This window comes from Billgrantia tianxiuensis, from assembly GCF_009834345.1.
Classification (GTDB): Bacteria; Pseudomonadota; Gammaproteobacteria; order Pseudomonadales; family Halomonadaceae; genus Halomonas; species Halomonas tianxiuensis.
In genome coordinates this window covers 3,465,413-3,490,559 of the sequence record NZ_CP035042.1, presented here as the reverse complement: position 1 = coordinate 3,490,559, position 25,147 = coordinate 3,465,413, and the positions used below count along the sequence as shown (strand labels likewise).

General features: G+C 64.4%; 23 protein-coding genes and 3 pseudogenes. 16 read left to right on the top strand and 10 right to left on the bottom strand.

Annotation, left to right across the window (positions count from 1 at the left end; all coding sequences use genetic code 11):
* Window positions 1-69: 69 nt before the first annotated feature.
* The 4 genes from EKK97_RS16335 (at window position 70) to sixA (ending at window position 4,759) form a co-directional block, all read left to right on the top strand.
* A complete protein-coding gene (locus EKK97_RS16335) occupies window positions 70-1,641 on the top strand; it encodes a Re/Si-specific NAD(P)(+) transhydrogenase subunit alpha (RefSeq protein WP_159553470.1) in 1,572 nt (523 codons plus the stop codon).
* Window positions 1,642-1,657: 16 nt separating this feature from the next.
* Window positions 1,658-3,100 (top strand): NAD(P)(+) transhydrogenase (Re/Si-specific) subunit beta, encoded by a 1,443-nt coding sequence (locus EKK97_RS16330; RefSeq protein WP_159553469.1) that lies wholly within the window; start codon window positions 1,658-1,660, stop codon window positions 3,098-3,100.
* 115 nt (window positions 3,101-3,215) lie between these two features.
* On the top strand, window positions 3,216-4,289 hold the full coding sequence (locus EKK97_RS16325; RefSeq protein WP_159553468.1) for an NAD(P)H-dependent glycerol-3-phosphate dehydrogenase: 1,074 nt from the start codon (window positions 3,216-3,218) through the stop codon (window positions 4,287-4,289).
* Window positions 4,286-4,759, top strand: a complete 474-nt coding sequence (gene sixA / locus EKK97_RS16320; protein ID WP_159553467.1) for a phosphohistidine phosphatase SixA — start codon at window positions 4,286-4,288, stop codon at window positions 4,757-4,759. Before EKK97_RS16325 ends, sixA begins: the two co-directional genes overlap by 4 nt.
* A gap of 7 nt (window positions 4,760-4,766) precedes the next feature.
* Here the strand turns inward: sixA and EKK97_RS16315 are convergent, their stop codons facing one another.
* On the bottom strand, window positions 4,767-5,714 hold the full coding sequence (locus EKK97_RS16315; protein WP_159553466.1) for an AEC family transporter: 948 nt from the start codon (window positions 5,712-5,714) through the stop codon (window positions 4,767-4,769).
* A gap of 218 nt (window positions 5,715-5,932) precedes the next feature.
* Here EKK97_RS16315 and EKK97_RS16310 point away from each other — a divergent pair, with 218 nt between their 5' ends.
* From EKK97_RS16310 to EKK97_RS16300, 3 genes and pseudogenes are all read left to right on the top strand, one after another.
* On the top strand, window positions 5,933-6,748 hold the full coding sequence (locus tag EKK97_RS16310; protein WP_159553465.1) for an alpha/beta fold hydrolase: 816 nt from the start codon (window positions 5,933-5,935) through the stop codon (window positions 6,746-6,748).
* A pseudogene (locus tag EKK97_RS16305) lies at window positions 6,745-7,607 on the top strand (alpha/beta hydrolase). Before EKK97_RS16310 ends, EKK97_RS16305 begins: the two are co-directional and overlap by 4 nt.
* Before the next feature lie 19 nt (window positions 7,608-7,626).
* Window positions 7,627-8,688: a patatin-like phospholipase family protein gene (locus EKK97_RS16300; protein ID WP_159553464.1), complete on the top strand. Its 1,062-nt coding sequence runs from the start codon at window positions 7,627-7,629 to the stop codon at window positions 8,686-8,688.
* Here the strand turns inward: EKK97_RS16300 and EKK97_RS16295 are convergent.
* Complete coding sequence (locus EKK97_RS16295; RefSeq protein WP_159553462.1) at window positions 8,685-9,263, bottom strand: Smr/MutS family protein; 579 nt, start codon at window positions 9,261-9,263, stop codon at window positions 8,685-8,687. The genes EKK97_RS16300 and EKK97_RS16295 overlap by 4 nt on opposite strands.
* 118 nt (window positions 9,264-9,381) lie before the next feature.
* Here EKK97_RS16295 and prmB point away from each other — a divergent pair, with 118 nt between their 5' ends.
* The 5 genes and pseudogenes from prmB to phaC all read left to right on the top strand — a co-directional run bounded on the left by prmB (window position 9,382) and on the right by phaC (window position 14,534).
* Window positions 9,382-10,332, top strand: a complete 951-nt coding sequence (gene prmB / locus EKK97_RS16290) for a 50S ribosomal protein L3 N(5)-glutamine methyltransferase (RefSeq protein ID WP_159553460.1) — start codon at window positions 9,382-9,384, stop codon at window positions 10,330-10,332.
* 30 nt (window positions 10,333-10,362) lie between these two features.
* A pseudogene (gene aroC, locus EKK97_RS16285) lies at window positions 10,363-11,447 on the top strand (chorismate synthase).
* Window positions 11,448-11,521: 74 nt separating this feature from the next.
* On the top strand, window positions 11,522-11,905 hold the full coding sequence (locus EKK97_RS16280; RefSeq protein ID WP_159553458.1) for a DUF6489 family protein: 384 nt from the start codon (window positions 11,522-11,524) through the stop codon (window positions 11,903-11,905).
* A gap of 221 nt (window positions 11,906-12,126) precedes the next feature.
* Window positions 12,127-12,576: a phasin family protein gene (locus EKK97_RS16275; protein ID WP_159553456.1), complete on the top strand. Its 450-nt coding sequence runs from the start codon at window positions 12,127-12,129 to the stop codon at window positions 12,574-12,576.
* 119 nt (window positions 12,577-12,695) lie between these two features.
* Window positions 12,696-14,534, top strand: coding sequence for a class I poly(R)-hydroxyalkanoic acid synthase (gene phaC / locus EKK97_RS16270; RefSeq protein WP_159553454.1), 1,839 nt, complete (start codon window positions 12,696-12,698; stop codon window positions 14,532-14,534).
* 76 nt (window positions 14,535-14,610) lie between these two features.
* Here phaC and lnt read toward each other — a convergent pair whose 3' ends face one another.
* From lnt to miaB, 5 genes and pseudogenes are all read right to left on the bottom strand, one after another.
* Entirely contained in the window at window positions 14,611-16,089 is a 1,479-nt protein-coding gene (lnt, locus tag EKK97_RS16265; protein ID WP_159553452.1) for an apolipoprotein N-acyltransferase, read from the bottom strand.
* 28 nt (window positions 16,090-16,117) lie between these two features.
* Window positions 16,118-16,991 (bottom strand): annotated as a pseudogene (locus EKK97_RS16260) (HlyC/CorC family transporter).
* Window positions 16,988-17,506: an rRNA maturation RNase YbeY gene (ybeY, locus tag EKK97_RS16255; protein ID WP_159553450.1), complete on the bottom strand. Its 519-nt coding sequence runs from the start codon at window positions 17,504-17,506 to the stop codon at window positions 16,988-16,990. Before ybeY ends, EKK97_RS16260 begins: the two are co-directional and overlap by 4 nt.
* Window positions 17,503-18,579: a PhoH family protein gene (locus tag EKK97_RS16250; protein ID WP_159553448.1), complete on the bottom strand. Its 1,077-nt coding sequence runs from the start codon at window positions 18,577-18,579 to the stop codon at window positions 17,503-17,505. The genes ybeY and EKK97_RS16250 overlap by 4 nt, the downstream gene beginning before the upstream one ends.
* Window positions 18,580-18,706: 127 nt before the next feature.
* Window positions 18,707-20,050, bottom strand: a complete 1,344-nt coding sequence (gene miaB / locus EKK97_RS16245) for a tRNA (N6-isopentenyl adenosine(37)-C2)-methylthiotransferase MiaB (RefSeq protein WP_159553446.1) — start codon at window positions 20,048-20,050, stop codon at window positions 18,707-18,709.
* A gap of 223 nt (window positions 20,051-20,273) precedes the next feature.
* Between miaB and EKK97_RS16240 the strand changes: the two genes are divergently transcribed.
* From EKK97_RS16240 to EKK97_RS16230, 3 genes are all read left to right on the top strand, one after another.
* Entirely contained in the window at window positions 20,274-20,603 is a 330-nt protein-coding gene (locus EKK97_RS16240; RefSeq protein ID WP_159553444.1) for a DUF1820 family protein, read from the top strand.
* A 207-nt stretch (window positions 20,604-20,810) separates the two neighbouring features.
* Complete coding sequence (locus EKK97_RS16235; protein WP_159553442.1) at window positions 20,811-21,437, top strand: TIGR04211 family SH3 domain-containing protein; 627 nt, start codon at window positions 20,811-20,813, stop codon at window positions 21,435-21,437.
* Window positions 21,438-21,457: 20 nt separating this feature from the next.
* Window positions 21,458-22,099 (top strand): thiopurine S-methyltransferase, encoded by a 642-nt coding sequence (locus tag EKK97_RS16230; RefSeq protein WP_159553440.1) that lies wholly within the window; start codon window positions 21,458-21,460, stop codon window positions 22,097-22,099.
* Between the two features lie 66 nt (window positions 22,100-22,165).
* Here the strand turns inward: EKK97_RS16230 and EKK97_RS16225 are convergent, their stop codons facing one another.
* Window positions 22,166-22,756, bottom strand: coding sequence for a YajG family lipoprotein (locus EKK97_RS16225; RefSeq protein ID WP_159553438.1), 591 nt, complete (start codon window positions 22,754-22,756; stop codon window positions 22,166-22,168).
* Between the two features lie 193 nt (window positions 22,757-22,949).
* Between EKK97_RS16225 and EKK97_RS16220 the strand changes: the two genes are divergently transcribed.
* Complete coding sequence (locus tag EKK97_RS16220; RefSeq protein WP_159553436.1) at window positions 22,950-23,375, top strand: GNAT family N-acetyltransferase; 426 nt, start codon at window positions 22,950-22,952, stop codon at window positions 23,373-23,375.
* Window positions 23,376-23,396: 21 nt separating this feature from the next.
* On the opposite strand, the gene msrQ is transcribed toward EKK97_RS16220, so the two are convergent.
* Window positions 23,397-24,047, bottom strand: a complete 651-nt coding sequence (gene msrQ, locus EKK97_RS16215) for a protein-methionine-sulfoxide reductase heme-binding subunit MsrQ (RefSeq protein ID WP_159553434.1) — start codon at window positions 24,045-24,047, stop codon at window positions 23,397-23,399.
* Window positions 24,047-25,063, bottom strand: coding sequence for a protein-methionine-sulfoxide reductase catalytic subunit MsrP (msrP, locus tag EKK97_RS16210; protein WP_159553432.1), 1,017 nt, complete (start codon window positions 25,061-25,063; stop codon window positions 24,047-24,049). The genes msrQ and msrP overlap by 1 nt, the downstream gene beginning before the upstream one ends.
* Window positions 25,064-25,147: the final 84 nt, after the last annotated feature.

The window sequence follows — 25,147 nt, the reverse complement described above, 5'->3', positions numbered from 1 at the left end:
AGTAAGGTCAGGTATGAATAGTCGGATTGCCTAACCAGAAAGTTCAATAACCATAAAGGGAGATCCAACGTGAAGATTGGTGCACCCAAGGAGCTCGCCACGGGAGAAGCGCGTGTCGCGCTCACCCCTGACAGTGCACAGCTCATTCAGAAGCTTGGACACGAGTGCTTGATCGAAACCGGGGCTGGCGTTGCCGCCGGCTTCGACGACGAGGCCTATCGCGACGCCGGCGTCACGGTGGTGGAGAGCGCCGAGGCGCTGTGGCGTGAGGCAGAGGTGGTGATCAAGGTTCGCGAGCCGAGCGAGGCGGAAGCCGACCTGCTGCGCAAAGGCCAGACGCTAATCAGCTTCTTCTGGCCGGCCCAGAACGAAGCGCTGCTGGAGAAGAGCCGGGCCAAGGGCGCGACCGTGATCGCCATGGACATGGTGCCGCGGATCTCGCGGGCCCAGAAAATGGATGCGCTCTCGTCCATGGCCAACATCGCCGGCTACCGCGCGGTGATTGAGGCGGGCAACAATTTCGGACGCTTCTTCACCGGCCAGGTTACTGCGGCGGGCAAGGTGCCGCCGGCCAAGGTGCTGGTCATCGGCGCCGGTGTGGCAGGCCTTGCTGCCATCGGCACGGCGACCAGCCTGGGTGCCGTAGTGCGCGCCTTCGACGTACGCCCCGAAGTGGCCGAGCAGATCGAGTCCATGGGCGCCGAGTTCCTGTTCCTCGACTTCGAGGAAGCTCAGGACGGCTCCGGCACCGGCGGCTATGCCGCGCCCTCTAGCCCCGAGTTTCGCGAGAAGCAGCTGGCACTGTTCCGTGAGCAGGCCCCCGAGGTCGACATCGTCATCACCACCGCGCTGATCCCGGGTCGCCCGGCGCCCAAGCTGTGGCTCGAGGACATGGTCAAGGCGATGAAGCCAGGCTCGGTGATCGTCGATCTGGCCGCCGAGAAGGGCGGCAACTGCGACCTCACCGTACCGAACGAGCGCGTGGTCACCGACAACGGCGTGGTGGTGGTCGGCTACACCGACTTCCCGTCGCGCATGGCGACCCAGTCTTCACTGCTCTACGCCACCAACATTCGTCACATGCTCACCGATCTGACGCCGGAAAAGGACGGCGCGATCGTGCATGACATGGAAGACGACGTGATTCGCGGCGCCACCGTGACGCACCAGGGCGAGATCACCTTCCCGCCGCCTCCGCCCAAGGTGAAAGCCATTGCCGCGGCCAAGCCCAAGGAGAAGGTCAAGGAGCCGACGCCCGAGGAGAAGCGCGCGGCGGAGCTTGCCAGCTTCAAGGAGCAGACCAAGCGTCAGGTCACCCTGCTGGGCATCGGCGGGGCGCTCATGCTGCTGCTCGGCCAGATCGCGCCGGCCTCGTTCATGCAGCACTTCATCGTCTTCGTGCTGGCCTGCTTCGTCGGCTTCCAGGTCATCTGGAATGTCAGTCACTCGCTGCATACGCCCTTGATGGCGGTCACCAATGCCATTTCCGGCATCATCATCCTCGGCGCCGTGCTGCAGATCGGTTCGGGGAACTGGCTCGTCGTGCTGATGGCGGCCATCTCGGTGCTGATCGCGACCATCAATATCGTGGGGGGCTTCCTGGTCACCCGTCGTATGTTGGCCATGTTCCAGAAGTCCTGAGCGGCGGAGACAAGTCATGTTGGCACAAGGTTTCGTATCGGCCGCGGCGATCGCGGCGAGTGTTCTCTTCGTGCTCTCCCTGGGCGGGCTGAGCAATCAAGAGAAGGCCAAGCGGGCGGTGTGGTATGGCATCGTCGGCATGGCTGTGGCGGTGCTGTTCACCGCCTTCGGCCCGGGGATCGGCAACTACTGGCTGATGATCCCGATGGTTGCAATCGGTTCGGTAGTGGGGTGGCACGTGGCCAAGCGGGTGGCCATGACCGAGATGCCCCAGCTGGTGGCGGCGCTGCACAGCTTCGTCGGTCTGGCCGCAGTGTTCGTGGCATGGAATGCCGATCTGGAGCGGCGCCGGGTGCTGGCCGCCCAGGCGATGGGCGCCACGGCGGAGCAGTTCTCCGCCTTCGCCGCCCTGGTGGCCACCAAGGCATCGGATGAACTCACCTTTCTGCAGCTCGAGGTCGTGTTCGCCATCTTCATCGGCGCGGTGACCTTCACCGGCTCGGTGATTGCCTTCGGCAAGCTGGCTGGCAAGGTCGACGGCAAGCCGCGCAAGCTGCCCGGCGGGCACCTGCTCAATGCCGGGGCAGCAGCGCTCTGTCTGTTGCTGGCGGTTCTCTACCTCAACGGCGCGGGCTTCTGGACGCTGCTGCTGCTTGCGGCACTGTCGTTCTTCATTGGCTGGCACCTGATCATGGGCATCGGTGGCGCCGACATGCCTGTGGTGGTATCGATGCTCAACAGCTACTCGGGCTGGGCCGCGGCAGCCATCGGCTTCACGCTCTCGAACGATCTGCTGATCGTCACCGGTGCCCTGGTAGGCTCCTCGGGTGCGATTCTCTCCTACATCATGTGCAAGGCGATGAACCGCAACTTCGTCAGCGTCATTCTCGGTGGTTTCGGCGGCACCCAGGGGCCCGCCGCAGAAATCGAGGGCGAGCAAGTGGCAATCGATGCGGCAGGGGTGGCCAGCGCGCTCAACAATGCCGACAGCGTGGTCATCGTGCCGGGCTACGGCATGGCGGTTGCCCAGGCCCAGAACGCCGTGAGCGAGCTGACGCGCAAGCTGCGTGCTGCGGGCAAGCAGGTACGCTTCGCTATCCACCCGGTGGCCGGTCGCCTGCCGGGCCACATGAACGTGCTGCTGGCCGAGGCCAAGGTGCCCTACGACATCGTGCTGGAGATGGATGAGATCAACGATGATTTCCCCAAGACCGATGTGACCATCGTCATCGGCTCCAACGACATCGTCAACCCGGCTGCCCAAGAGGATCCCAACAGCCCCATCGCCGGCATGCCGGTGCTGGAAGTATGGAAATCCTCGGTGGTGTTCGTGTGCAAGCGCGGCCAGGGCACGGGCTACTCGGGCATCGAGAACCCGCTGTTCTACAAAGAGAACACACGCATGTTCTATGGTGACGCACGCGAAAGCATCGACTCGCTGTTGTCGCTGATCGACTGAACCAGGTGCGGCGCCCTGAGGCGCCCACTCCAAACACATGCCCCCTGACGGGGGCATTTTTCGTTACACTCTGGTCGATTCCTCCTGTTTCCATCGACCGACTCACGGGGCAGACATGTCAGACGATCCCATGCGGGTGGCAGTTCTGGGGGGCGGTAGCTTCGGTACGGCACTGGCCAGCATCGCCGCCGACAACGGGGCCAAGGTGTGCCAGTGGCTGCGTGACCCCGAGCTGGCGGCGCAGATCAACCGCGAACACTGCAACCCGCGCTATTTGCCGGACTATGCCATCAACCCGGCAGTGCGTGCTTCCAGCAACATGCAGGAGGTGCTCGAGGGGGCCGAGCTGGTGCTGGTGGCGATTCCCTCCAAGGCCTTTCGCGACGTGGTGCGCCAGGCCCGGCCCTGGCTGCATGAGGAGCAGATCCTGGTGAGCACTACCAAGGGCATCCAGGAGGAGGGCTTCAAGCTGATGAGCCAGATCCTCGAGGAGGAGACGGGGTTTTCCCATATCGGGGTCATCTCCGGACCGAACCTGGCCACCGAGATCGCCCAGAAGCAGCTCACCGCCACTGTGATCGCCAGCGACGATGCGCTGACACGTACCCGGGTGCAGCAGGCGCTGGGCTGTGACTACTTTCGCGTCTACGCCAGCAATGACCGCTATGGCGTCGAGCTGGGCGGGGCGCTGAAGAACATTTACGCCATAGCTGCCGGCATGGCCGCGGCACTGGGCATGGGCGAGAACACCCGCAGTATGCTGATGACCCGGGCGCTGGCCGAGATGGGGCGCTTTGCCGTGAGCCTGGGAGCCAACCCCATGACCTTCCTCGGGCTGGCTGGAGTGGGTGACCTGATCGTGACTTGCTCCTCGCAGCTGTCGCGCAACTACAGGGTTGGCTATGCGCTTGGCCAGGGCAAGGGCCTCGATGAAGCGATCGAGGCGCTGGGCCAGGTTGCCGAGGGGGTCAATACCATCCGCCTGGTACGCGACAAGGCACGCGCGGAGGGGGTCTACATGCCGCTGGCCGAAGGACTTTATCAGGTGCTCTTCGAGGGCGTGCCGGCACGGGAGATGGCACGCATGCTGATGCGCGGCGAACAGAGCAGCGATGTCGAGTTCGTGCTGCCGCGCGAGGACGTGCAGCGGGCTCACCGCCGGGTCGAGGCGGGCGAGGGCAAGCCATGACGGGACGACTCTACATCATGCGACACGGCGAGGCGGCGCCGGGCCATCCGGACAGCGAGCGCGAACTGACCGCTCGCGGCCGCAGTGAGGCCGAGCGCATGGCGCGCTGGCTGGGAGCGCAGGTGGCGAAAGACGCGCGTCTCTATGTAAGCCCCTACGTGAGGGCGTGCCAGACGGCACTGCCGCTGGCCGAGGCGTTGGGCGTAGAGCCTGAAGTCCTGCCCATCATCACGCCGGACGACGCGCCAGAGGCGGTTTGCGACTGGCTGCTCGCCAATGCCGACGAGGCTCCCATCGTGCTGGTCAGCCATATGCCGCTGGTTGGCCTGCTCACCGGGCTGCTGGTGGAGGGGCGCGGCGACCACGGGCTCGCCTTTCCCACCGCCGCCGTGGTCGAACTCGACAGCACGGTGTGGGCGGCGGGCTGTGCACGACTGCATCGCTTCACCACGCCTGTCGACATCCGCTAGCCGGCAGCTAGATCCAGCCAACCACTTTCAGGGCAAACACGCCAACGGTAATGGTCAGGCTGGCCATCAGCGTGGTCAGGGCGATGATATTGGCCGAGAGCGCGGCATTGCCCCCCATCGCCTTGACCATCACGAAGCTGGCTGCGGCCGTGGGGCTGGCGAAGAATAGGAACAGCACGCCCAGCTCGCGTCCTTCGAACCCGATCAGCCAAGCCGCCAGGGTAGCCAGTAGCGGCAGCGTGACCATCTTCATCAGGCTGGCTCCCGTGGCCAACCCGCCCGATGCCCGGATCGAGCCCAGCGACAGCGTGGCGCCGATGCAGATCAGGGCCAGGGGCAGGGTCAGCGAAGCGAAGTACTGTCCCGAGGTCATCAGCCAGCCGGGCAGGCGCAGCTCCAGCGCCGCCACCGGCACGGCGGCCACCACGGAAAGGATCAACGGATTGCGTGCGATATGTTTGGCAATGCTGTGCCAGTCGGCACTCCGACCCTCCTGATAGGTGGCCAGAACGATGACCGAGAAGGCGTTGTAGGTGAGAATTACCACACCCAGCAGTAGCCCGCCGGCGGAAAGTCCATAGTCGCCGTACATGCCGGCGGCCAGCGCCAGGCCGACGATTCCGCAGTTGCCGCGAAAGGCCCCTTGTACGTAGACGCCGCGTTCGGCGTAGGGCACGCGCAGGATGGCCCAACCCCAGGCAAGCAGGAAGCTGGCCAGGGTAGCCAGGGCGAAGAAGCCGAGCAAGGCGGGATTGAGCGTGGCGTCCAGGTCGGCCTTGATGATGCTGAGAAAGATCAGCGTCGGCATGGTAGCCTTGAATACCAGGCTCGAGGCAGTGGCGATAAAGGCTTGGTCGATCCAGCCCAGGCGCTTCAGTCCTTGGCCGATGAAGACCATGGCGAACACCGGCAGGGTGATTTCGAGAGTGGCGAAGAAGAGTTCGTACAAGCCCATGTCAGCGTGCCAGCCACAGGCCAACGACGATGGCGGCAGTCACGGTGAACCAGAACAGGCGGTTGCGCGCGCGGGTATCGCGCCGGGGAGGACGGGGCATGGCTGACTCCAGAATAAAACGGACGACATGGGCCGGAGGTCGACTTGGCGAGATAGAGTAAACCCGTTAGCCTGCTATCGCCACTGGCGACCTGCCAGAACCGCTACTGGATCCCTTCATGAACGACCCTACTACTCATTCGCGTCCGCGACTGGTCTTCGCCCATGCCAACGGCTTTCCCGGCATGAGCTACCGCAGCCTGCTCGCTCCGCTGCACGAGCGCTTCGACATTCATCCGGTCGATCGTCTCGGGCACCATCCCGACTACCCTGTGGGCGCCAACTGGCTGGCGCTGCGCGACGAGCTGCTCGAACATGTGCTGGCCGGCGATGGCCCGGTCGTCGGCGTGGGACACTCCATGGGCGGTGTATTGATGGCCATGGCGGCGGAGCACGCCCCCGAACGCTTCCGTTGCGTGGTGATGCTCGACCCGCCATTGATGCTGGGCCTCGATGCCTGGAGCATGAAGGTCGCCAAGCGCTTCGGCTTCGTCGACCGGGTCACGCCGGCCGGCAAGAGCAAGGGGCGTCGTGCTTCCTGGCCCGACCGCGAGGCCATGGCCAATCATTTGCGCCGCCGCGGGCTGTTCCGGCGCTTCACGCCGGATGCCCTGCACGACTACGTCGAGGGTGGCACTCGACTGCGCGACGACGGTGTTGCCGAGCTGATCTACGATCCGGCCATCGAGACCGAGATCTTCCGCAACTTGCCCGATCACCTCGGCCGCCTGCCCCGACGGCTGAAGATTCCCTTCGCCGTGCTGGCCGGCAGCGATTCCGATCTGATCACCCCCAAGCGGCGCCGGCGTCTGGCCGCCCAGGGCATTCCGCTGGCCATGGTGCCAGGTACCCACATGTTTCCCATGGAGCACCCTGAAGAGACCCGCCAGGCGCTGCTGACGATGCTCGACGAGCTGCTGGAGGGTGGGGCATGAGCGAGGCGCAGCCGCTGACCCTGGCCGAGGGCCGCCTGGCGGCACTGGCCTGGGGCGACGAGGCGGCACCGACCTGGCTGGCGCTGCACGGCTGGCTGGACAACGCGGCCAGCTTCTCGCGCTTGGCGCCAATGCTCGTGGCGCGGCTCGGTATCCGCATCGTGGCGCTGGATTTTGCCGGCCATGGCCATTCGTCCCATCGTGAGGGCGACTACGCCTTGTGGGACTATTGCCACGACCTGCTCGATGCCGCCGACGAGCTGGGCCTGGAGCGGGTGCCGTTGCTGGCGCACTCGATGGGAGCCGGGGTGGCTTGCCTGACTGCGGCGGCATTGCCGGAGCGGGTCGAGCGGCTAGTCCTCATCGACGGCCTGGGTGCCGTGACCACCCCGATCAGCGAGAGTGCTGCCCAACTGCGCAAGGGGTTGCGCGCGGCCAGGCGTCCGCGTTCGGCGGCCCCGCGCTATCCTGAAAGCAGGACCGCCATTGCCGCGCGTGTGGCGGGGGTGTGACGCCGATCGACACCGCAACGGCCACACCGCTCGTCGAACGCAACTTGGTGAGGGAGCCCGATGGCCATGTGCGACTGCGCACCGACGGCAGGCTGCTGTGGCCCTCGCCGGTGCGGCTGAGTCCCGAGCAGGCACTGGCATTGCTGGAAGCGATCCAGGCGCCAGCTCTACTAATCGAGGGTGAGGGCGGCATCCTCGGCGAGCGCGACATGGCCCGGGCGGCGCGAGCGGCGGTGTCGCATCTGGCGCGTCGGGTATTGCCAGGCGGACACCATCTGCATCTCGAGCCCGGCAGTGTATTCTGCGTGGCAGAGACGATCGAGGCGTGGCTGGCCTCGGCGGAGTAGGCGGAGGCTGGAGGGCGCGATGAGCAGCAAGGCGGTGGAGGAAATGGGCAAGCGAGTGGCACTGACGCTGGGCAGCGGCGGTGCGCGCGGCTATGCCCATATCGGCGTGATCGAAGTGCTCGAGGCGCGCGGCTACGAGATCGTCGCCATCTCGGGTTGCTCGATGGGCTCGGTCATCGCTGGCGTCTACGCTGCAGGGCAGCTCGAGGCCTACCGTGATTGGGTCTGCCAGCTCGACTACTTCGACGTGCTCAAGCTGGTCGACGTCACCTGGAGCCCGATGGGGGCAATGCGCGCCAGCAAGGTAATGAGCAAGCTCGAGGAACTGGTGGGCGACATTCTGATCGAGGACCTGCCGATTCCGCTGACCACGGTAGCCACCGACCTGGTGCGTCAGCGCGAGGTGTGGTTCCAGTCGGGGCCGCTGCTGCGGGCGATTCGTGCTTCCATCGCCATTCCGGGCGTCATCACGCCGGTGCATATCGGCGACAACACCCTGGTCGATGGTGGCCTGCTCAATCCGCTGCCGATCACACCTACCGTTTCGGCCCACGCCGACATGATGCTGGCAGTCAACGTGACCGCCCACAGCGCCCGGCCGGTGGCGCTCGACGATCTGCTGCCCGCCGAAGAGCAGGCTGAAAACGAAGCCGAGGCGGAGGCCGCGGCGCGCAAGTGGATGGATGTCCGCGGTGCGACCCGCTGGCTGTTCGAAGGCCTCGGTGGGCCCGATCTCGGCGAGACCGAGGCCGCTGGCAAAGGCGGGCGTGCCGCCACCGGACGACGCGCCTGGGGGCGGCTGGACATGATCCTGGCTTCTTTCGACATCACCCAGGCCTCCCTGGCCAAGTACAAGATCGCGGGCTATCCACCCGATGTGCTGATCGAGGTACCCAAGACGGTGTGCGGTGCCTTCGAGTTCCATCGGGCCGAGGCGCTGGTTCGCCTGGGGCGTCACCTGGCCATGGAGGCCCTGGACCGCTATGAAGGACGCACTCACAGCGGCGATGGCGGCAGCGGCGGCATGATCGTCGAGCCGCCGCAAATGCCGGCCGATCGTGAGTCGGGAGGCGGGGGCTAGAGGGCCTGTCCGCGACGCCGCAACAGCACATAGACGGCACCGGTGCCGCCGTCGCTCTCGCGGGCAGAGCAGAAGGCCAGAACCGTGGGCCACTCACGCAGCCAGGCATTGATGTGGCTCTTGATCACCGGGTAATCCGCCGTGCTTCCCCACGCCTTGCCATGGACCACCAGCACGCAGCGCATATGGCTGCCGACTGCCTCCTTGAGAAAGCTCTCGAGTTCGAGGCGCGCCTCGTCGAGGCTGTAGCCATGCAGATCGAGGCCTGCTTCCCAGGCGATCTGGCCGCGCTTGAGCTGGCTGCGGGTGCGGTAGGGCAGGTCGGGCAGGGCGAAGTCGAGATATTCGGAAGGGCGAACCGGCTCCACGCGACCGTCACTGGTACGACTGACGAGATCGTTGGCGTCGCTCGACACCGCGGCGGCGCGCCGCTGTGCTGCGGCCGGGTCCGAACGGCGTGCCCGCCCCGGGTCGGCGCGGTTGACCTTGATACGGCGCACGCCGGCCTCACGCAGCGCCCGGCGAAAGGCATTGGTATCGTCGTCTTCGTCGTCGGGTGGGCGGCGTTGGCTCATGAGCGCTCGTATGATGTCGTCGAGCGGCCCAGTATAGCGGCCTGAGCGTGGCTGTGAACCGCCTGCCGCCGCGGGTACAATCTAGCCATCGACCTACAACGACCCTGCAGGACCTTTCGTGGCCAATTCCATCGTTTCCCGCTCGACCCTCACCCTGGACGACGAGGCGCTGTGTCGTGATCTCGTCACCCTGCGCGATTTCCTGCGCTGGGCGGCCAGTGAATTTCATCTGGCCGGGCTGTTTCACGGCCACGGCACCGATTCTCCCTGGGACGAAGCCGTCGCCCTGACGCTGGGTGCGCTGCATCTGCCCTGGAACGTCGACCCGGGAGTGCTCGAAGCCAGGCTGCTGCCCATGGAGCGAGCGCGTATCGTCGGCCTGGTGCGCGAGCGTATCTCCTCACGCCGGCCGCTGCCCTACCTACTCGGGGAGGCGTTCTATGCCGGCTTCCCATTCGACGTCGACGAGCGCGTGCTGATTCCGCGCTCGCCCATCGCCGAGCTGATCGAGTCCGGCTTTGCCGCTTGGTTTCCCGAAGAGCCGCCCGCCAGGGTGCTCGACCTGTGCACCGGTTCGGGCTGCATCGGTATTGCCACCGCCCTCTACCTGCCGACCTGCGAGGTCGATCTCTCCGACGTCAGCGTCGATGCCCTGGCCGTCGCCAAGCAGAACATCCAGCGTCACGATGTCGGTGCGCGGGTGCGGGCGGTGCTCTCGGATCTGTTCGAAGGATTGGCTGGACAGCGCTACGACCTGATCGTCTCCAACCCGCCCTACGTGGATGCCCGTGATCTCGCCACCATGCCCGCCGAGTATCGCCATGAGCCCGAGCTGGCCTTGGGGGCTGGGGCCGACGGGCTCGACATCGTGCGGCGCATCCTGCGCGAGGCGCGTAATCACCTCAGCGACGACGGCGTGCTGATCGTCGAGGTCGGCAACTCCGACCGTCACCTGGAGGCGGCCTTCCCCGAGGTGCCTTTCCTGTGGCTCGACTTCGAGCGCGGCGGCCAGGGCGTGTTCGCCCTCACCGCCGCGGAACTCGACGCCCATGCGGCGTCCTTCGCCTGATCCACCACCAAGATATCGGGAGGCACGTCCATGTCCGGCAATACCTTTGGCAAACTGTTCACCGTCACCACCTTTGGCGAGAGCCACGGCCCGGCGCTAGGCGCCATCGTCGACGGCTGCCCGCCGGGGCTGCCGCTCAGCGAAGCCGACCTGCAGCGCGACCTAGACCGCCGCCGCCCGGCACCTCGCGGCATACCACCCAGCGCCGCGAGCCCGACCAGGTGCGCATCCTTTCCGGTGTGTTCGAAGGCGTGACCACCGGCACCGCCATCGGCCTGTTGATCGAGAACACCGACCAGCGCTCCAAGGACTACGGCAACATCAAGGACCAGTTCCGTCCCGCCCACGCCGACTACACCTACCACCACAAATACGGGGTCCGCGACTACCGCGGCGGCGGCCGCTCCAGCGCCAGGGAAACCGCCATGCGCGTGGCCGCCGGGGCCATTGCCAAGAAATTCCTGGCAACCCAGGGCATCACCGTGCGCGGCTACATGAGTCAGCTCGGCCCGCTCGAGATCGTCTTCAAGCAATGGGAGGCCGTGGACGAGAACCCCTTCTTCTGCCCCGATCCCGCGCGCGTGCCAGAGCTCGAAGCATTCATGGACCAACTGCGCCGCGACCAGGATTCGGTGGGAGCGAAGATCACCGTGGTTGCCGAAGGGCTGCCCCCGGGCTTGGGTGAGCCGGTCTTCGACCGTCTGGATGCTGAGCTGGCCCATGGCCTGATGAGCATCAATGCGGTGAAGGGCGTGGAGATCGGTGACGGCTTCGCCGCGGTGGCAAGCCGCGGCAGCGAGCACCGCGACGAGATGACACCGCAAGGCTTTCTCTCCAACCATGCCGGTGGTGTGCTCGGCGGCATTTCCTCCGGGCAGCCGCTGATCGCCCACCTGGCGCTCAAGCCCACCTCCAGCATCACCATCCCCGGACGCAGCATCGACATCCACGGTAACCCGGTCGAAGTGGTGACCAAGGGGCGTCACGACCCCTGCGTGGGCATTCGCGCCACGCCGATTGCCGAGGCGATGATGGCACTGACGCTGATGGACCACCTTCTGCGTCATCGGGCGCAGAATGCCGCGGTGAGGGTCGAAACGCCGGTCTTGCGTTGAGGAGTCTGGCCCCGGCGCGCGTTGCGCCTGGTGCCGGGTTGCTACACTGAGGGAACACTCAAGCAGGTGATGCCATGAAGATAAACGTCGAGTTCGACCTGACCCCCGAGGAGTTCCGTCGCGCCCTCGGCCTGCCGGATGTCGAAGCCTTCCAGCAGGAGCTGTTGAACCGGATCCAGAAGCAGATGGAATCCGGCGTCGAGGGCTACGACCCCATGAGCCTGATGAAACCCTTTCTGCAACAAGGTCTCACTCAGGACATGAGTCAAGGGCTCTCACAGGGGCTGGCCAGCTTCGGCACCTACCAGCAGATGATGCTCGACATGCTGCGCCAGGCGGGAAGCGCCATGGGCAAGGCGCGTGAGCCTGGTGAGGCCGGTGAGCCGGAGGCTCCGTCAAAGCCGGCAGGCAAGGGCGGGACGGCCAGTGCGCGGTCGCGCTCCCGGCGCTCGGAGTAGCCGTGGCGTAATGGCGAGCCTCCTTGCTGAGTGAGGTTCTGCTTGCAGTGGAAGGGTATTGCAGCGAGAGCCCTGTCGGGCTACGCTTTGTGCGGTGCAGCATAGGTGCCGTGCCACGCACTATCGGCTTGTGTGGCAAATAGGGAAGGGCGTTGGTCGAGTTGCCTTGAAAGGCGCTGGCGCTGCCCCCGCATGTTTCCGGTCCACAGGAGGTTACCCCCATGCAGGACAAGATGCTCGATGAATTCAACCAGCAGACACGGCGCTTTTTCGAACCCATGCGCAAGCTGAACTCGCTGATGCTCGGCAATATGGAGAAGATGACCGAGTACCAGCTCGAAGCGATGAAGCGTTATAGCCAGATGGGCACCGAGCGCATGCGCAGCGCTTCCGAGATTCGCGACGCCCAGGATCTGCAGGCCTTTGGTGCCAAGCAGGCCGAGATGATGAGCGAGCTCTCGCGTCAGATGATGGAAGACGCCCAGGCCCTCGGCGAGATGAGCCAGCAGTTCCGCACCGAGCTGGAGCAGCTGTTCGGCGAAGTCAGCCAGGAACTGACCGAGCGGACCCAACAGGCCCAGCAACAGGCCGAAGCGAGCGCCAAGCCGGCCGCGTCGAGCAAGTCCGACGCTCCGGCCAAGGCTAGCAGCCAGGCGTCACGCAAGAGCTGAGGCCGTGTGCCTCTGCGAGTGATGGCGGCCCGTCTCCACGGATCGACGTGCGTTTCGTGGAGGCGGCCGGCAACACTCGCACCGAATCGAAGAACAGGGTCTGAAAACAGGAGAGGGCGATGCAGTCAGGGGATGCGGTTTCCTCCCAGGTCGAACTGGAGGAGTGGAACGAACAGCTTCAGGAACTGGGCCAGCACTACCAGGCACTGATGCAGGAACTGTTGCAACGCATGGCGCCCGACGCGGCCGCCGACTCCATCCAGGCCGACATGCGCGACGCCTTTCGGGCGGGCGCCGAGTCGCTGATGAGCAATCCGCAGCTGCTGTGGCAGACCCAGGCGCGCCTTCTTCAGGATCAGTTCCAGCTTTGGCAACAGGGCCTGAAGGCGCTTGGCGGTGAACTGGGCGAGCCGTTGGTTGCTCCGCCCAAGGGCGATCGTCGCTTCAAGGACGAGGCCTGGCAGCAGGAACCGTTCTACCGTGCCATCTTGCAGCAGTACCTGCTGTTTTCGAGTGCGGTCGAGGAGCTGGTCGAGCAGTTGGAAGGGTTGCCCGAGCGGCAGAAGCGCAACCTGGCGTTCTATGCTCGCCAACTGGTCAACGCCATGGCGCCGACCAACTTCGTCACCACCAACCCCGAAGTGATGCGGCGTACCCTGGAAACCAAGGGACAGAACCTGATCGAGGGGCTCGCCCAACTGCGTCGTGACCTGGCCAACTCCTCCGACGGTCTCAACGTGGCCATGACCGACCGCAGCGCGTTCGAGATCGGACGCAACATCGCTGTGACTCCTGGCTATGTGGTCTACGAGAACGAGCTGATACAGCTGATCCAGTACACGCCGACCACTGAGACGGTATTCAAGACCCCGCTGCTGATCGTGCCGCCGTGGATCAACAAGTACTATATTCTCGACCTGCGTCAGGACAACTCGCTGGTCAAGTGGCTGGTGGACCAGGGCCACACCGTCTTTCTGATCTCGTGGCGCAACCCGGGACCCGCGCAGCGCGACCTGACCTGGGCCGACTACATGCAGATGGGGCCAATCGCCGCCATGGAAGCCATCGAGCAGGCTTGCGGCGAGAAGTCGGTCAACCTGCTCAGCTACTGCATCGGCGGTACCCTGACCGCCTCCACCGTGGCCTACCTCACCAGCACCCGGCGCGGACGTAAGGTCAAGTCGGTCACCTACATGGCCACGCTACAGGACTTTCGTGACCCGGGAGAGCTGGGTGTGCTGCTCAGCGAGCCGATCCTGCAAGGGATCGAGGCGCGCATGGAGCAGGACGGCTACCTGGATGGCCGCTCCATGGCCTACACCTTCAACCTGCTGCGCGAGAACGATCTGTTCTGGTCCTTCTACGTCAGCAACTACCTGAAGGGAGAGAACCCGGCGCCGTTCGACCTGCTCTACTGGAACACCGACGGCACCAACCTGCCTGCCGGTACCCACGGTTGGTACCTGCGCCACATGTACCTGGAGAATCGCCTGGTGGAGCCGGGCGGCATCGAGCTCGACGGCGTGCGCATCGACCTGCGCAAGATCTCCACGCCGAGCTACTTCGTTTCCACGCGCGAGGATCACATCGCCAAGTGGAACAGTACTTACTACGGTGCGCTGCTGCCCAAAGGGCCGGTCACCTTCGTGCTGGGCGGTTCCGGTCATATCGCCGGTATCGTCAACCCTCCGGCACGCAACAAGTACGGCTACTGGACCAACGACGCGCTGCCTGACGATCATGAGGCGTGGCTTACCGGGGCGGAGTTCCACGAAGGCTCTTGGTGGCCGCACTGGCAGCAATGGATGACCGAGGGCGGCTACGCCGATACCGGTAAGATGGTGCCGGCTCGTCAGCCGGGCGAGGGTGAACTCAAGCTGCTCGAGGAAGCCCCGGGGCGTTACGTGCGCATGACCATTCCCGAGGTGCTGGGTGAGGTGCCGACGCAAGCCGGTTGAGTCGCTGGCTCGTATCCACCTGGTGAATCGACGAGGCCCGCATGAGCGGGCCTCGCTGCGTTTGGGTCGGAAAGAATCAGAAAAGTCGCCGCTGGCGGCGTGGCCAACGCAGGCCGGGAATGACCAGCAGTGCACTGAGCAGCCAGATCGGCCAGCTGCCGGTGCGGGTGAAGGGTGTCAGGCCCTGCATGGGAACGGCCTCGGCCAGCAGTGCTACGGTCTCGAACTGGGGCACGCTGGCAACGAGGCGGCCGTGATGGTCGATCACCGCCGTGACGCCGTTGCTGGTGGCACGCACCACGTAGCGGCCGTTCTCCAGCGCCCGCAGGCGGGCCATTTGCAGGTGCTGCAGCGGGCCGATCGACTCGCCGAACCAAGTGTCGTTGGATACCGTCAGCAGCAGCTCACTGTCCCGGGCCTGTTGTGCCACCAGATCGGCGTAGATGATCTCGTAGCAAATGGCATTGCCGATCACGGTGCCGGCGGCGCGGATCGGCGGCTGGCCCGCCGGTCCGGGCGTCATGGCCGGCATCGGCAGGTCGAAGAAGGCGATGGTGCCGCGCAGCCAACGTTCCAGCGGTAGGTACTCGCCGAAGGGCACCAGGTGCGCCTTGCGATATTCGCCTTCGGCGTTACCCAGGCCGATCACGCTGTTGTAGTAGAGTCCGCGCCCCTCGCGCTGAAGAATGCCGGTAAGCAGGGCGCTGCCCGGTACCAGGTGGGTCTGGGCGCGGGCCAGGATCGGCTCGGCTTCGTCTTCGAACATCGGCAATGCCGCCTCGGGCCAGACGACCAGATCGGCGTCTTCGGCATATTCCCTCGTCATCTCCAGGTAGGTGTTGGCGGCGATGCGCTGGCCTTCGGGAGTCCATTTGATCAGTTGGGGAAGGTTGCCCTGCAGCAGCGCCACGCGCAGCGGCTCGCCGGCAGGTTGCGTCCACTGGGTAGGGAGGGCCAGCGGTGCAAGCCACATGGCGGCAACCGGAAGGACGGCCCACCAGCGTCGGCGCAGGAACTCCGCTCCCAGGGTGCCGGAGAGCGCAACGATTAGTGACAGTAGGTAGACCCCTCCGATGGGGGCCCAGGGCGCCAGCGGAGAATCGACGTGCGAGCTGCCCAACAGCAGCCAGGGAAATCCGGTGAACAACCAGGTGCGCAGCCACTCGCCGAGCACCCAGGCCCCGGCGAAAGTGAGGAAGGCCAGGCGCTGGCCGCATAGCAGGCGGTAGAGCCATAGCGTAACGGCGATGAACAGCGCCATGGCGCAGACGAACAAGGTGGTCAGGAATACCGCCAATGGCACGCCGGTGTAGCCATAATCGTGGATCGATACGTAGACCCACGAGGCGCCGGAACCGAACAGGCCAACACCGTAGCACCAGCCTAGCAGCGCCGCCTGGCGAGGACGCAGCGGCTGAATGACCCAGTAGACGAGGCCGACGGCGAGCGGGCCCAGCCACCACAGTTCGTAGGGCGAGGCGGTGAGAGTGGTCAGAACCCCGGCGACGAGCGCGGCCAGGTAGCCGAGCGTCGGTGACGGACGAGAGTGAGTCATGGCGTGTCGTTCCTGTGACGGCCGTGGTTCAGTCTTGGGACAGCATCGATTCGTCCTGCCATACGGCCTCGAGCAGGCGTATGCGGCGATTGTCGGCGTTGAGCACGGTAAAGCGCCAGCCGCCCAGCTCGGTATGCTCGCCGCGGCCGGGCAAGTGACCGAAGCGCTGCATGACCAGCCCGCCTACGGTATCGAACTCGTCGTCGGAAAAGCGGGTGCCGAAGCGCTCGTTGAAATCCTCGATGGGTGTCAGCGCGCGGATCGCGTAGCGGCCTTCGCCCAGCTCGCGAATGTCGTCGTCCTCGTCGGTATCGTGTTCGTCCTCGATGTCACCGACGATCTGCTCGAGGATGTCCTCGATGGTGACGATGCCGGCGGTGCCACCATACTCGTCCACCACCACCGCCATGTGGTTGTGGGTGTCGCGGAACTCCTTGAGCAGGCTATTGAGGCGCTTGGATTCGGGACGAACATGGCGGGGCGCAGCACGTCTTCCAGACGAAAGCGCTCGCGCTCCTCGGTAGGACGGTTGAGCAACTGCAGCAGATCCTTGACCAGTAGCAGGCCCTTGACCTCGTCGAGGTTCTCGCCGATGACCGGGTAGCGTGAGTGGCCGGTTTCGTTGATCAGGGCCAGGTACTCCTCGGCGGGTTGATCCACGGCGATGGCGGCCACCTGGGAGCGGGGGATCAACACTTCGCGAACCTGCTGGTCGCTGATCTGCAGAGCGCCCTCGATGATCATCATGGCGTCCTGGTCCAGCTTGAGACGAGTGGCTGCCTCGCGCAGGAACTCCATCAGCTCTTCCCGCGAACTGGGACCTTCGTTATCCCCGAGAGGGCACCGAGCAGCTTGTCGAGCCAGGACCTTCCGCCTTGGCCGGTCGTTCGGTCGTCACTCATCGATCGTGTCTCTCGTCCTTGCTGTCGTCTTGTTGTTCATCGCTGCCCGGAGGCGTGGCGTAGGGGTCGGCAATGGCGAAGTCCGAGAGGATCTCGCGCTCCAACTGCTCCATCGCCTCTGCCTCCTCCTCCTCGAGGTGATCGTGGCCGAGCAGGTGCAGCATGCCATGCACCACCAGGTGGGCATAGTGATCCTCGACACGCTTGGTTTGCTCGGAGGCTTCACGTATCACCACCGGGTGGCAAAGTACCAGATCGCCAAGCAGCGGCAGCGGGACCCCAGGTGGGCACTCGAAGGGGAAGGAGAGCACGTTGGTAGGCTTGTCGCGACCGCGATAGTCGCGGTTCAACGCCTGGCCCTCCTCGGCGTCGACGATACGCACGGTGACTTCGTGGCGCGCTTCCTGCGGGAAGCGCGCCAGCACGGCGCCGACCCAGGCCTCAAGCTCGGCCTGACCAGGTGCGCCCTGGCCCGTGGTGATCAGTTGAAGGTCGACGATGGGAACCGCGGTCATTTTCCGTCGTCTTCCCTGTTACGCTCGCGCTCCAGACGCAGCGCCTCGCGTTCGCGCTCACGCGCTTCGCGGCGGGCCCGCTCCTGGGCCTCCTCGGCGGCCTCGAAGCTGTCGTAGGCTTCGATGATGCGTTGCACCAGCGGGTGGCGCACCACGTCCTTGGCGGCGAAGTGGGTCACGCCGATGCCGGCGGTATCCTTGAGAACCTCGAGAACCTGGATCAGCCCGGAGCTCTGCCCACGTGGCAGGTCGACCTGGGTGACGTCGCCGGTGATCACCGCGGTGGAGCCGAAGCCGATGCGAGTCAGGAACATCTTCATCTGTTCGCGGGTGGTGTTCTGGCTCTCGTCGAGAATGATGAAGGCATTGTTCAGGGTGCGCCCACGCATGTAGGCCAGCGGAGCGATCTCGATGACCTGTCGCTCGATTAGCTTACCGACCTGCTCGAAGCCGAGCATCTCGTAGAGCGCATCGTAGAGCGGGCGCAGGTAGGGGTCGATTTTCTGCGCCAAATCGCCAGGCAGGAAGCCGAGTTTCTCGCCGGCCTCCACGGCCGGGCGTACCAGCAGGATGCGGCGCACTTCCTGCTGGTTGAGCGCTTCCACCGCCGCGGCGACGGCCAGGTAGGTCTTGCCGGTACCGGCCGGGCCAATACCGAAGTTGATGTCGTGCTGACGGATGCTGGTGACGTAGCTCTGTTGGTTCTGGCCGCGTGGCTTGATCAACACCTTGGGTGTACGTAGCAGTACCTCGTCCTCGGCGGGGCCCTCTTCTTCATCGAGAGCCTCGCGTCCCGACTCCTGCAGGAACAGGTGGACGGTATCCGGCGATAGTTCGCTAGCCTCGGCTTCGCGATAGAGATGCTCCAGCACGTTGGCGGCAGCCTTGACCCGATGACCGGGGCCTGCCAGTTGAAAGACGTTGCCGCGATTTCGCAGGGTGACGCCGAGGCGCGACTCGACCAGTTTCAAATGCTCGTCCCGCTGACCGCAGAGGTTGGCGAGACGCTGTGGGTCATTGGGCTCGAGGCTCAGTGTGATGATGCGGTTGGCCTGTGCGGCGTGTTGACTCAAGGTGGCGAAGTTCCTGCGTTGCGTGGTTTGGCACTCAGCTTACTGCCCTGCCTCTCGGCAGGGCAATCCTTGCGGAAACATCATCCCTCCAACGCGGCGCATAGGAGGCCACGATGCTTTCCTGTCGTCAGTGTAGCGCCGGGGAAGCCAGCTCGCCGCGTAGAGAATTGGGTAAAGCCTCGGTGATCGTCACGTCGACGAAGTAACCGATCAGCTCGGTGGGGTTGGCGGCGCGAAAGTTGACCACACGGTTGTTCTCGGTGCGGCCCGACAGCTGTCCCGGATCCTTGGGCGAGAAGCCGCTGACCAGGATGCGCTGGGTAGTGCCCACCATGCGCCGCGATATCTGCATCGCCTGCTGATTGATGCGCTCCTGCAGGATAGCCAGGCGCTGCTTCTTGACGCTCTCGGGGGTGTCGTCGGGTAGTGCGGCTGCCGGCGTGCCGGGACGAGCCGAGTAGACGAAGCTGAAGGAGTGGTCGAAGCCGATGCGATGAATCAGGTCCATGGTCGCCTCGAAGTCCTCCGCGGTTTCGCCGGGGAAGCCGACGATGAAGTCGGACGAGAAGCTGATGTCGGGGCGCAGCGTGCGAATGCGCTCCATCTTGGCCACGTACTCCTCGACCATATGGCCGCGCTTCATGGCCGCGAGTATCCGGTCGGAGCCGGCCTGCACCGGTAGGTGCAGGTGGCTGACGAGTTCGGGAATCTCGCCATAGGCTTCGATCAGGCTGTCGCTGAACTCCACCGGGTGAGAGGTGGTGAAGCGAATGCGATCGATGCCCTCCACCGCCGCCACGCAGGCGATCAGTTCGGCCAGGTCGATTTCGTCGCCGAGCTGGTTCTCGCCGCGATAGGCGTTGACGTTCTGACCCAGCAGGTTGATCTCGCGAACGCCCTGGTCGGCCAGGTGGATCACCTCGTCCATCACCGCCTCGAAGGGGCGCGACACCTCTTCGCCGCGGGTATAGGGCACCACGCAGAAGGTGCAGTACTTGGAGCAACCCTCCATGACCGAGACGAAGGCGGTCGCCCCATCGGAACTCGGTTTGGGCAGGTGGTCGAATTTCTCGATCTCGGGGAACGTCACGTCGACGACGGAGATCTGGTCGTTGCGCCTGGCATCGAGCATAGACGGCACGCGATGCAGGGTCTGTGGGCCGAATACCATGTCCACGTAAGGTGCTCGCTTGCGTAGCGCCTCGCCTTCCTGACTGGCCACGCAGCCGCCGACGCCGATCACCAGATCGGGGTTGGCCTCCTTGAGTTTCTTCCAGCGGCCGAGCTGGTGGAAGACCTTCTCCTGGGCCTTCTCGCGAATCGAGCAGGTATTGAGCAGGATGACGTCGGCCTCGCCTTCGTCGTCGGTCAATTCGAGCTGGTGCGATTCGCCGAGCAGATCCGCCATGCGTGCGGAGTCGTACTCGTTCATCTGGCAGCCGTGGGTCTTGATGAAGAGTTTCTTCGCCATAGGATTGAGGGTCGGTCGTCCGACGCGTGCGTCACCGGTGAGTGGAGTGTCGCGGGAATAGGCCTTGTGGCCGTCCTCGAAGGTGGCCGTATTATACGGAAGGCAGCCTGATGGGACCAGTAGGGGCACCGCGGCCAGGGATGCCTGTGGTACGCTAACCCCTTGGCGGTCCCGTAGCGGGACATCTAATTAGCGCAACCGAACGTTGAGGACAGACGGCCTTATGGCGGCCAAGCCGATCTATCGGGTGGTTTTCCACCAGCAGGGTGAAGTCTGGGAGCTCTATGCCAGGGAGATCTACCAGAGCGAACTCTGGGGGTTCATCGAGGTCGAGGAATTCGTCTTCGAGGACGGCTCGAAGCTGGTCGTCGACCCCTCTGCCGATCGCCTGCGTCACACTTTCGATGGCGTCAAGCGCAGCTATCTGCCGCTCAACGCCATCGTGCGTATCGACGAGGTGGAGCGTGAAGGGCCGGCCAGGGCCATCAAGAGTGAGGGGCGCATTGCGGAGTTTCCGCGTGGTCCGATGCTGCCGCCGAAGAGCGAGCGCTGACAACAATGAACGCAGGGAACGGCATGCCTGCGGTCTGCTCAGGAAATGACCATCCTGTCGTAGGCCAGTGCCGGGGTGCCAGATAGCCGCCTTTCCAGCGGTTTTCCCGGGGTTTATCCACAGATACTGTGGATAGGCCAGTGAAAGAGAGATTTGCCAAGGGCTTGTCGATGGCAAGCCCTCGGCTTTGATAGCCAGGACATCGGCATGAAGCATCGATCCAAGTTTCTCCTTGCAGGCGTCACGCTGGGCATGATGGTCTCGCCGCTGCATGCGCAGCAGGCGGATGACGCCACCCATTGGGTTTCCGACGAGTTGACGACCTACGTGCGCAGCGGGCCGACCGACGGCTACCGCATCGTCGGCACGCTGACGGCGGGCGAACCGGTCACCGTGCTCGAGACCAGCGGCGATTACAGCCGGGTGGAGAACGGCGACGGCGAACGGGTCTGGATACTGAGCGACGAACTGCAGGAGTCGCCGAGCGCACGGGATCGGTTGCCGCAGCTGGAGCAGCAGGTCGAGCAGCTCGAAACGGAGCTTGGTGGTATCAACGAGACCTGGGAAGGGCGCGTCGCGGCCATGACCGAGACACTCGAGGCCCGTGAACGGCGCATTGCCGAACTGGAAGAGCGCAATCGTCAGCTCGACAGCGAGGCCGACCGCTCACGTCAGACCATTCGGCAGTTGCAGGCCCGCCTGGATACCCAGGAGGAGGATCTGCTGATGCGCTACTTCATGTACGGAGGTGGTGTGGCCGGCGCCGGTCTGCTGGTGGGTCTGATCGTTCCGCACCTGCCGCGCAAGCGGCGCAAGCGCGATCGCTGGTTCTGAGCGGATGAGGTGGGGCAACCATGACGCGTGAATGGCTCGAGCGCTGGCGCGAGGGGCGCATCGGCTTCCATCGCCATGCGACGCATCCGGCGCTGGTGCGCCATTGGCCGCGGCTCGGCGTGCGGACGGGTACCAAGGTACTGGTACCACTGTGTGGCAAGAGTCTCGATATGCGCTGGTTGGCGAGCCATGACCACCCGGTGCTCGGTATCGAGCTTGCCGAGGAGGCGATCGAGCAATTCATGGCCGAAGGGGTGGGGGATGTCTCCCGCTACCGCCAGGAGCCATTCTCGATCTGTCGCCAAGGCAGCGTGGAGCTATGGTGTGGCGATTTCTTTCATTTTCACATCGCCCAGGCCGCGGAGATCGGTGCCTTCTATGATCGCGCCGCCCTGATCGCTCTGCCGCCGGCCACTCGCCAGCGTTACGCCTTCCATCTCGCCCAGCTCATTCCGCCGGGCTCCCGCGGGCTATTGATTGCGCTGACGCGGGCAACGGGGGACGAAGCGGCCGGGCCTCCCTACCACGTCTCGGCGGAGGAGGTCCGTGAGCTGTTCGAGCCCAACTTCCTGGTCACTCACCTTGAGGACGGGGAGCCGGAAGCGGAGAGCGGCTTTCGCGAGAGCGTTTGGGCACTGACCCGGCGTGGCCCGCTAACTTGAGCGATATCGGCGAAACGGCAAAGGGCCGCCCATGGGCGGCCCTTGGTGTACCGATATCTGCTAGCCTCAGCGGGCCAGCAGCTGGGCCAGTTCCGGGTCGCTGAAGGCGCGGTCCAGGGCGTCGGCGATCAGGTCGTTGAGCATGCGCCGGTTGGCATCACGGCCGGGGCGCAAGGCGTAGCTCTGCGAGCGACGCGAGGTGTAGGTGCCAGTGTAGGTCGTGCCCTGATTGGTCACCTTGACCTCTAGCACGGCCTCCAGGCGGGCTTCGTCGATCACCGGCCGGCTGTCGCCGCGCTCGTAGCCGAGGTGGAGCAGGGACACCGTCAGGCCGGGGCGCCCGTTGCCGGGTTGAGTGGTCGGTGCAAAGCCCATGTCGCGCACGGCGCGCTCGGCTTCGCGCTGCAGGTGCGGGACCAGTTCATGGGCGCTGACCGTGATGACCGCAGTGGACATGGCGCTGCCGGTACGTGTGCCGATCACGTCATCGTCGCGCTCGTCCATGGCCGCCACCGTTACGGCCTGGCCGCTACCGACCTGTGGAACCGAAACGCTGCGTTGCGGATTCAGCTGCAGATAATGGGGGCTGGCGCAGCCGGCCAGCAGGGCGGTCGCGAGCAGCACGGCTGCGGCACGCAGGGCATGACGTCGGTTCATTCTCCCTCCCGGAAGTCGTCGTACGGGGTAGGCCATGGCCCGGAACGCGTGGTGCCCGAAGCCTCGTCGGGTACCTCCGTTCACTAGTTTCAGGCACTTGCGCAGTATATCGCCGTGCGCGGAATGACAACAGCGTTACACTCTTGGCAATCGAAGCGGTTACACTAGCTCTCTCAAGTGAGGGAGATGCTTCATGATTCGTCCTGCCGTTCCCGAGGACATACCGCAGCTCGTCGACATCTGGCTGCGTGCTTCGCTGCTGGCCCACGACTTCATTCCCGCGGCGTTCTGGCATGAGCGCGCCGACGATATGGCGCGGATCTACCTGCCTGGGGCGGAAACCTATGTGCTGGAGGCGGCCGGTCGCGCCGTGGGCTTCGCTGCACTCAACGGCGATCATCTGGAAGCGCTGTTCATCGACCCCGAGCTGCAGAGCTTCGGTCATGGCACCCACCTGATGGCGTATGCCATGGGCCAGCGGGAGCGAATCACTCTGTGTGTCTACTCGCGCAACGTGCGTGCCGTCTCCTTCTACCGTCGGCTGGGTTTTCGGGTCGTCGAGGAGCGCCCTGAGCCGCTCAGCGGAGAAGACGAGACGCTGATGGCCTGGGCGCGCTGAGCGGGTCCCAGGTCGAGCTGCTCATAGCCAGCGTGGTGTATCGTGGCCAGCCGGGGCACGACTCAACCGATAGCGTAGTTTTGGTAGAGTGCGGGCCACCGGTGGCAGGCGGGTCGCCATTACCAACCCGGCTAAGGCGGCATAAGTCACCCATTCTTGCATGTCGGCGCGGACTACCCAGAAGAAGTGAAGCAGTACCAAGCCTAAAATGACGTAGGAAAATTTGTGTAGCGGCTTCCAGCGTTTTCCTAGACGACGCATCGCCCAGCGGTTGGAGGTGGCGCCCAGCACAGCGAGGCCGATCAGCGCAATCATGCCGACGATGATGTAGGGCCGTTTGACCAGCTCGCTACCCAGCAGTGCCCAGTCAAGCCCCAGGATAAACAGCGCGTAGCAGAGCATATGCAGGGTAGCGTAGGCGAGTGTCCACAGACCCAGCTGGCGCCGGATAAGCGCAAAGCCTTTCCAGTGGGAAAGCTTGGTCAAGGGCGTAAGGCTCAGGGTGAGCAGTAACATCCATAGTCCGCCAATGCCAATATTCAGCAGCAGATATTTCCCCGGCTCGGGGCCTGCGGCATTAATGGCTACCTGCCAGCCCCAGAATACCAGCGGCGCTAGCGCAGCCAGGAACACCCCCAGGCGCCATATTAGCCAGACTTTCGGCGCTGCCATCAGTAATGCTTCCTTAAATCCATGCCTGCATACAGCTCGGCGACATCCTCGGCGTAGCCGTTAAACATCAGAGTATCGATGGTATTGGTGTTGAACAGGCTATTGGGTAATCGGCGTTCGGTGGCCTGACTCCAACGGGGATGGTCGACCTGCGGATTAACGTTGGCGTAGAAACCGTACTCATTGGGGGCGATTTGCTGCCAGGAGTTGACCGGCTGCTCTTCCACCAGCGAGATACGAACAATCGACTTGATGCTCTTGAAACCGTACTTCCAAGGCACCACTAGCCGCAAGGGGGCGCCGTTCTGGTTGGGCAGTTCGCGGCCATACATGCCCATGGCGAGCAGTGTCAGTGGGTGCATGGCCTCATCCAGGCGCAGGCCTTCCACGTAAGGCCAGTCGATGATCGAGAACGATGAGCGCTGGCCGCGCATCTGATCGGGATCTACCAGGGTTTCAAAGCGCACGTAGTTGGCTTTGCTGGTGGGGTCGGCGCGCTTGATCACCTCAGCAAGGGGGATGCCCAGCCAGGGGATCACCATGGACCACGCCTCTACGCAGCGCAGGCGGTAGATACGCTCTTCAAACTGTGAGGGCTTGGCGAAGTCCTCCAGGGCAATACGCCCGCCGTTATTGACTTCTCCATCCACCACCACGCTCCAAGGCTGGGTTTCCAGGCTGCCTGCATGGCGGGCAGGATCGCGCTTGTCTGTGCCAAACTCGAAAAAGTTGTTATAGCCACTGGCGTCATCAAAGGGCGTCAGCGCATCTTTTTCGGGATCGCTTGGGGTGATGGCTCGCCACTGGGTATCGCTGATCTTTTCCTCAAGCCACGCAGGCGCGTTGCCTTCAGGTACATCCGAGTAGTCGGCATTGGCACTTACGTTACCGGGTAGGGCAAGCCCCGCGCCCAAGCCGGCGATACCCCCCATGAAGCGTCGACGTGAAAGATAGATGGACTCTGGAGTGACATCGGATTCGTGCAGATCACTTGGCTTGGCAATCTTTATCAGCATCTGGCACCTCTCGCCGGGAGTAAGCCTGTCAATAACATGCTTGGTAGCGACTTCGATCAGTTTGCATGAGATTTATCACAGCCA

Bases quoted from the DNA above. Each gene is read 5' to 3' on its own strand.
- EKK97_RS16230 (WP_159553440.1), top strand. From the start codon at position 21,458: ATGACGCGTGAATGGCTCGAGCGCTGGCGCGAGGGGCGCATCGGCTTC.
- msrQ (WP_159553434.1), bottom strand. From the start codon at position 24,047: ATGGCAGCGCCGAAAGTCTGGCTAATATGGCGCCTGGGGGTGTTCCTG.
- EKK97_RS16330 (WP_159553469.1), top strand. From the start codon at position 1,658: ATGTTGGCACAAGGTTTCGTATCGGCCGCGGCGATCGCGGCGAGTGTT.
- sixA (WP_159553467.1), top strand. From the start codon at position 4,286: ATGACGGGACGACTCTACATCATGCGACACGGCGAGGCGGCGCCGGGC.
- EKK97_RS16220 (WP_159553436.1), top strand. From the start codon at position 22,950: ATGATTCGTCCTGCCGTTCCCGAGGACATACCGCAGCTCGTCGACATC.
- miaB (WP_159553446.1), bottom strand. From the start codon at position 20,050: ATGGCGAAGAAACTCTTCATCAAGACCCACGGCTGCCAGATGAACGAG.
- ybeY (WP_159553450.1), bottom strand. From the start codon at position 17,506: ATGACCGCGGTTCCCATCGTCGACCTTCAACTGATCACCACGGGCCAG.
- EKK97_RS16240 (WP_159553444.1), top strand. From the start codon at position 20,274: ATGGCGGCCAAGCCGATCTATCGGGTGGTTTTCCACCAGCAGGGTGAA.
- EKK97_RS16225 (WP_159553438.1), bottom strand. From the start codon at position 22,756: ATGAACCGACGTCATGCCCTGCGTGCCGCAGCCGTGCTGCTCGCGACC.
- EKK97_RS16235 (WP_159553442.1), top strand. From the start codon at position 20,811: ATGAAGCATCGATCCAAGTTTCTCCTTGCAGGCGTCACGCTGGGCATG.
- EKK97_RS16275 (WP_159553456.1), top strand. From the start codon at position 12,127: ATGCAGGACAAGATGCTCGATGAATTCAACCAGCAGACACGGCGCTTT.
- EKK97_RS16300 (WP_159553464.1), top strand. From the start codon at position 7,627: ATGAGCAGCAAGGCGGTGGAGGAAATGGGCAAGCGAGTGGCACTGACG.
- msrP (WP_159553432.1), bottom strand. From the start codon at position 25,063: ATGCTGATAAAGATTGCCAAGCCAAGTGATCTGCACGAATCCGATGTC.
- EKK97_RS16280 (WP_159553458.1), top strand. From the start codon at position 11,522: ATGAAGATAAACGTCGAGTTCGACCTGACCCCCGAGGAGTTCCGTCGC.
- EKK97_RS16315 (WP_159553466.1), bottom strand. From the start codon at position 5,714: ATGGGCTTGTACGAACTCTTCTTCGCCACTCTCGAAATCACCCTGCCG.
- lnt (WP_159553452.1), bottom strand. From the start codon at position 16,089: ATGACTCACTCTCGTCCGTCACCGACGCTCGGCTACCTGGCCGCGCTC.
- EKK97_RS16325 (WP_159553468.1), top strand. From the start codon at position 3,216: ATGTCAGACGATCCCATGCGGGTGGCAGTTCTGGGGGGCGGTAGCTTC.
- EKK97_RS16295 (WP_159553462.1), bottom strand. From the start codon at position 9,263: ATGAGCCAACGCCGCCCACCCGACGACGAAGACGACGATACCAATGCC.
- EKK97_RS16310 (WP_159553465.1), top strand. From the start codon at position 5,933: ATGAACGACCCTACTACTCATTCGCGTCCGCGACTGGTCTTCGCCCAT.
- phaC (WP_159553454.1), top strand. From the start codon at position 12,696: ATGCAGTCAGGGGATGCGGTTTCCTCCCAGGTCGAACTGGAGGAGTGG.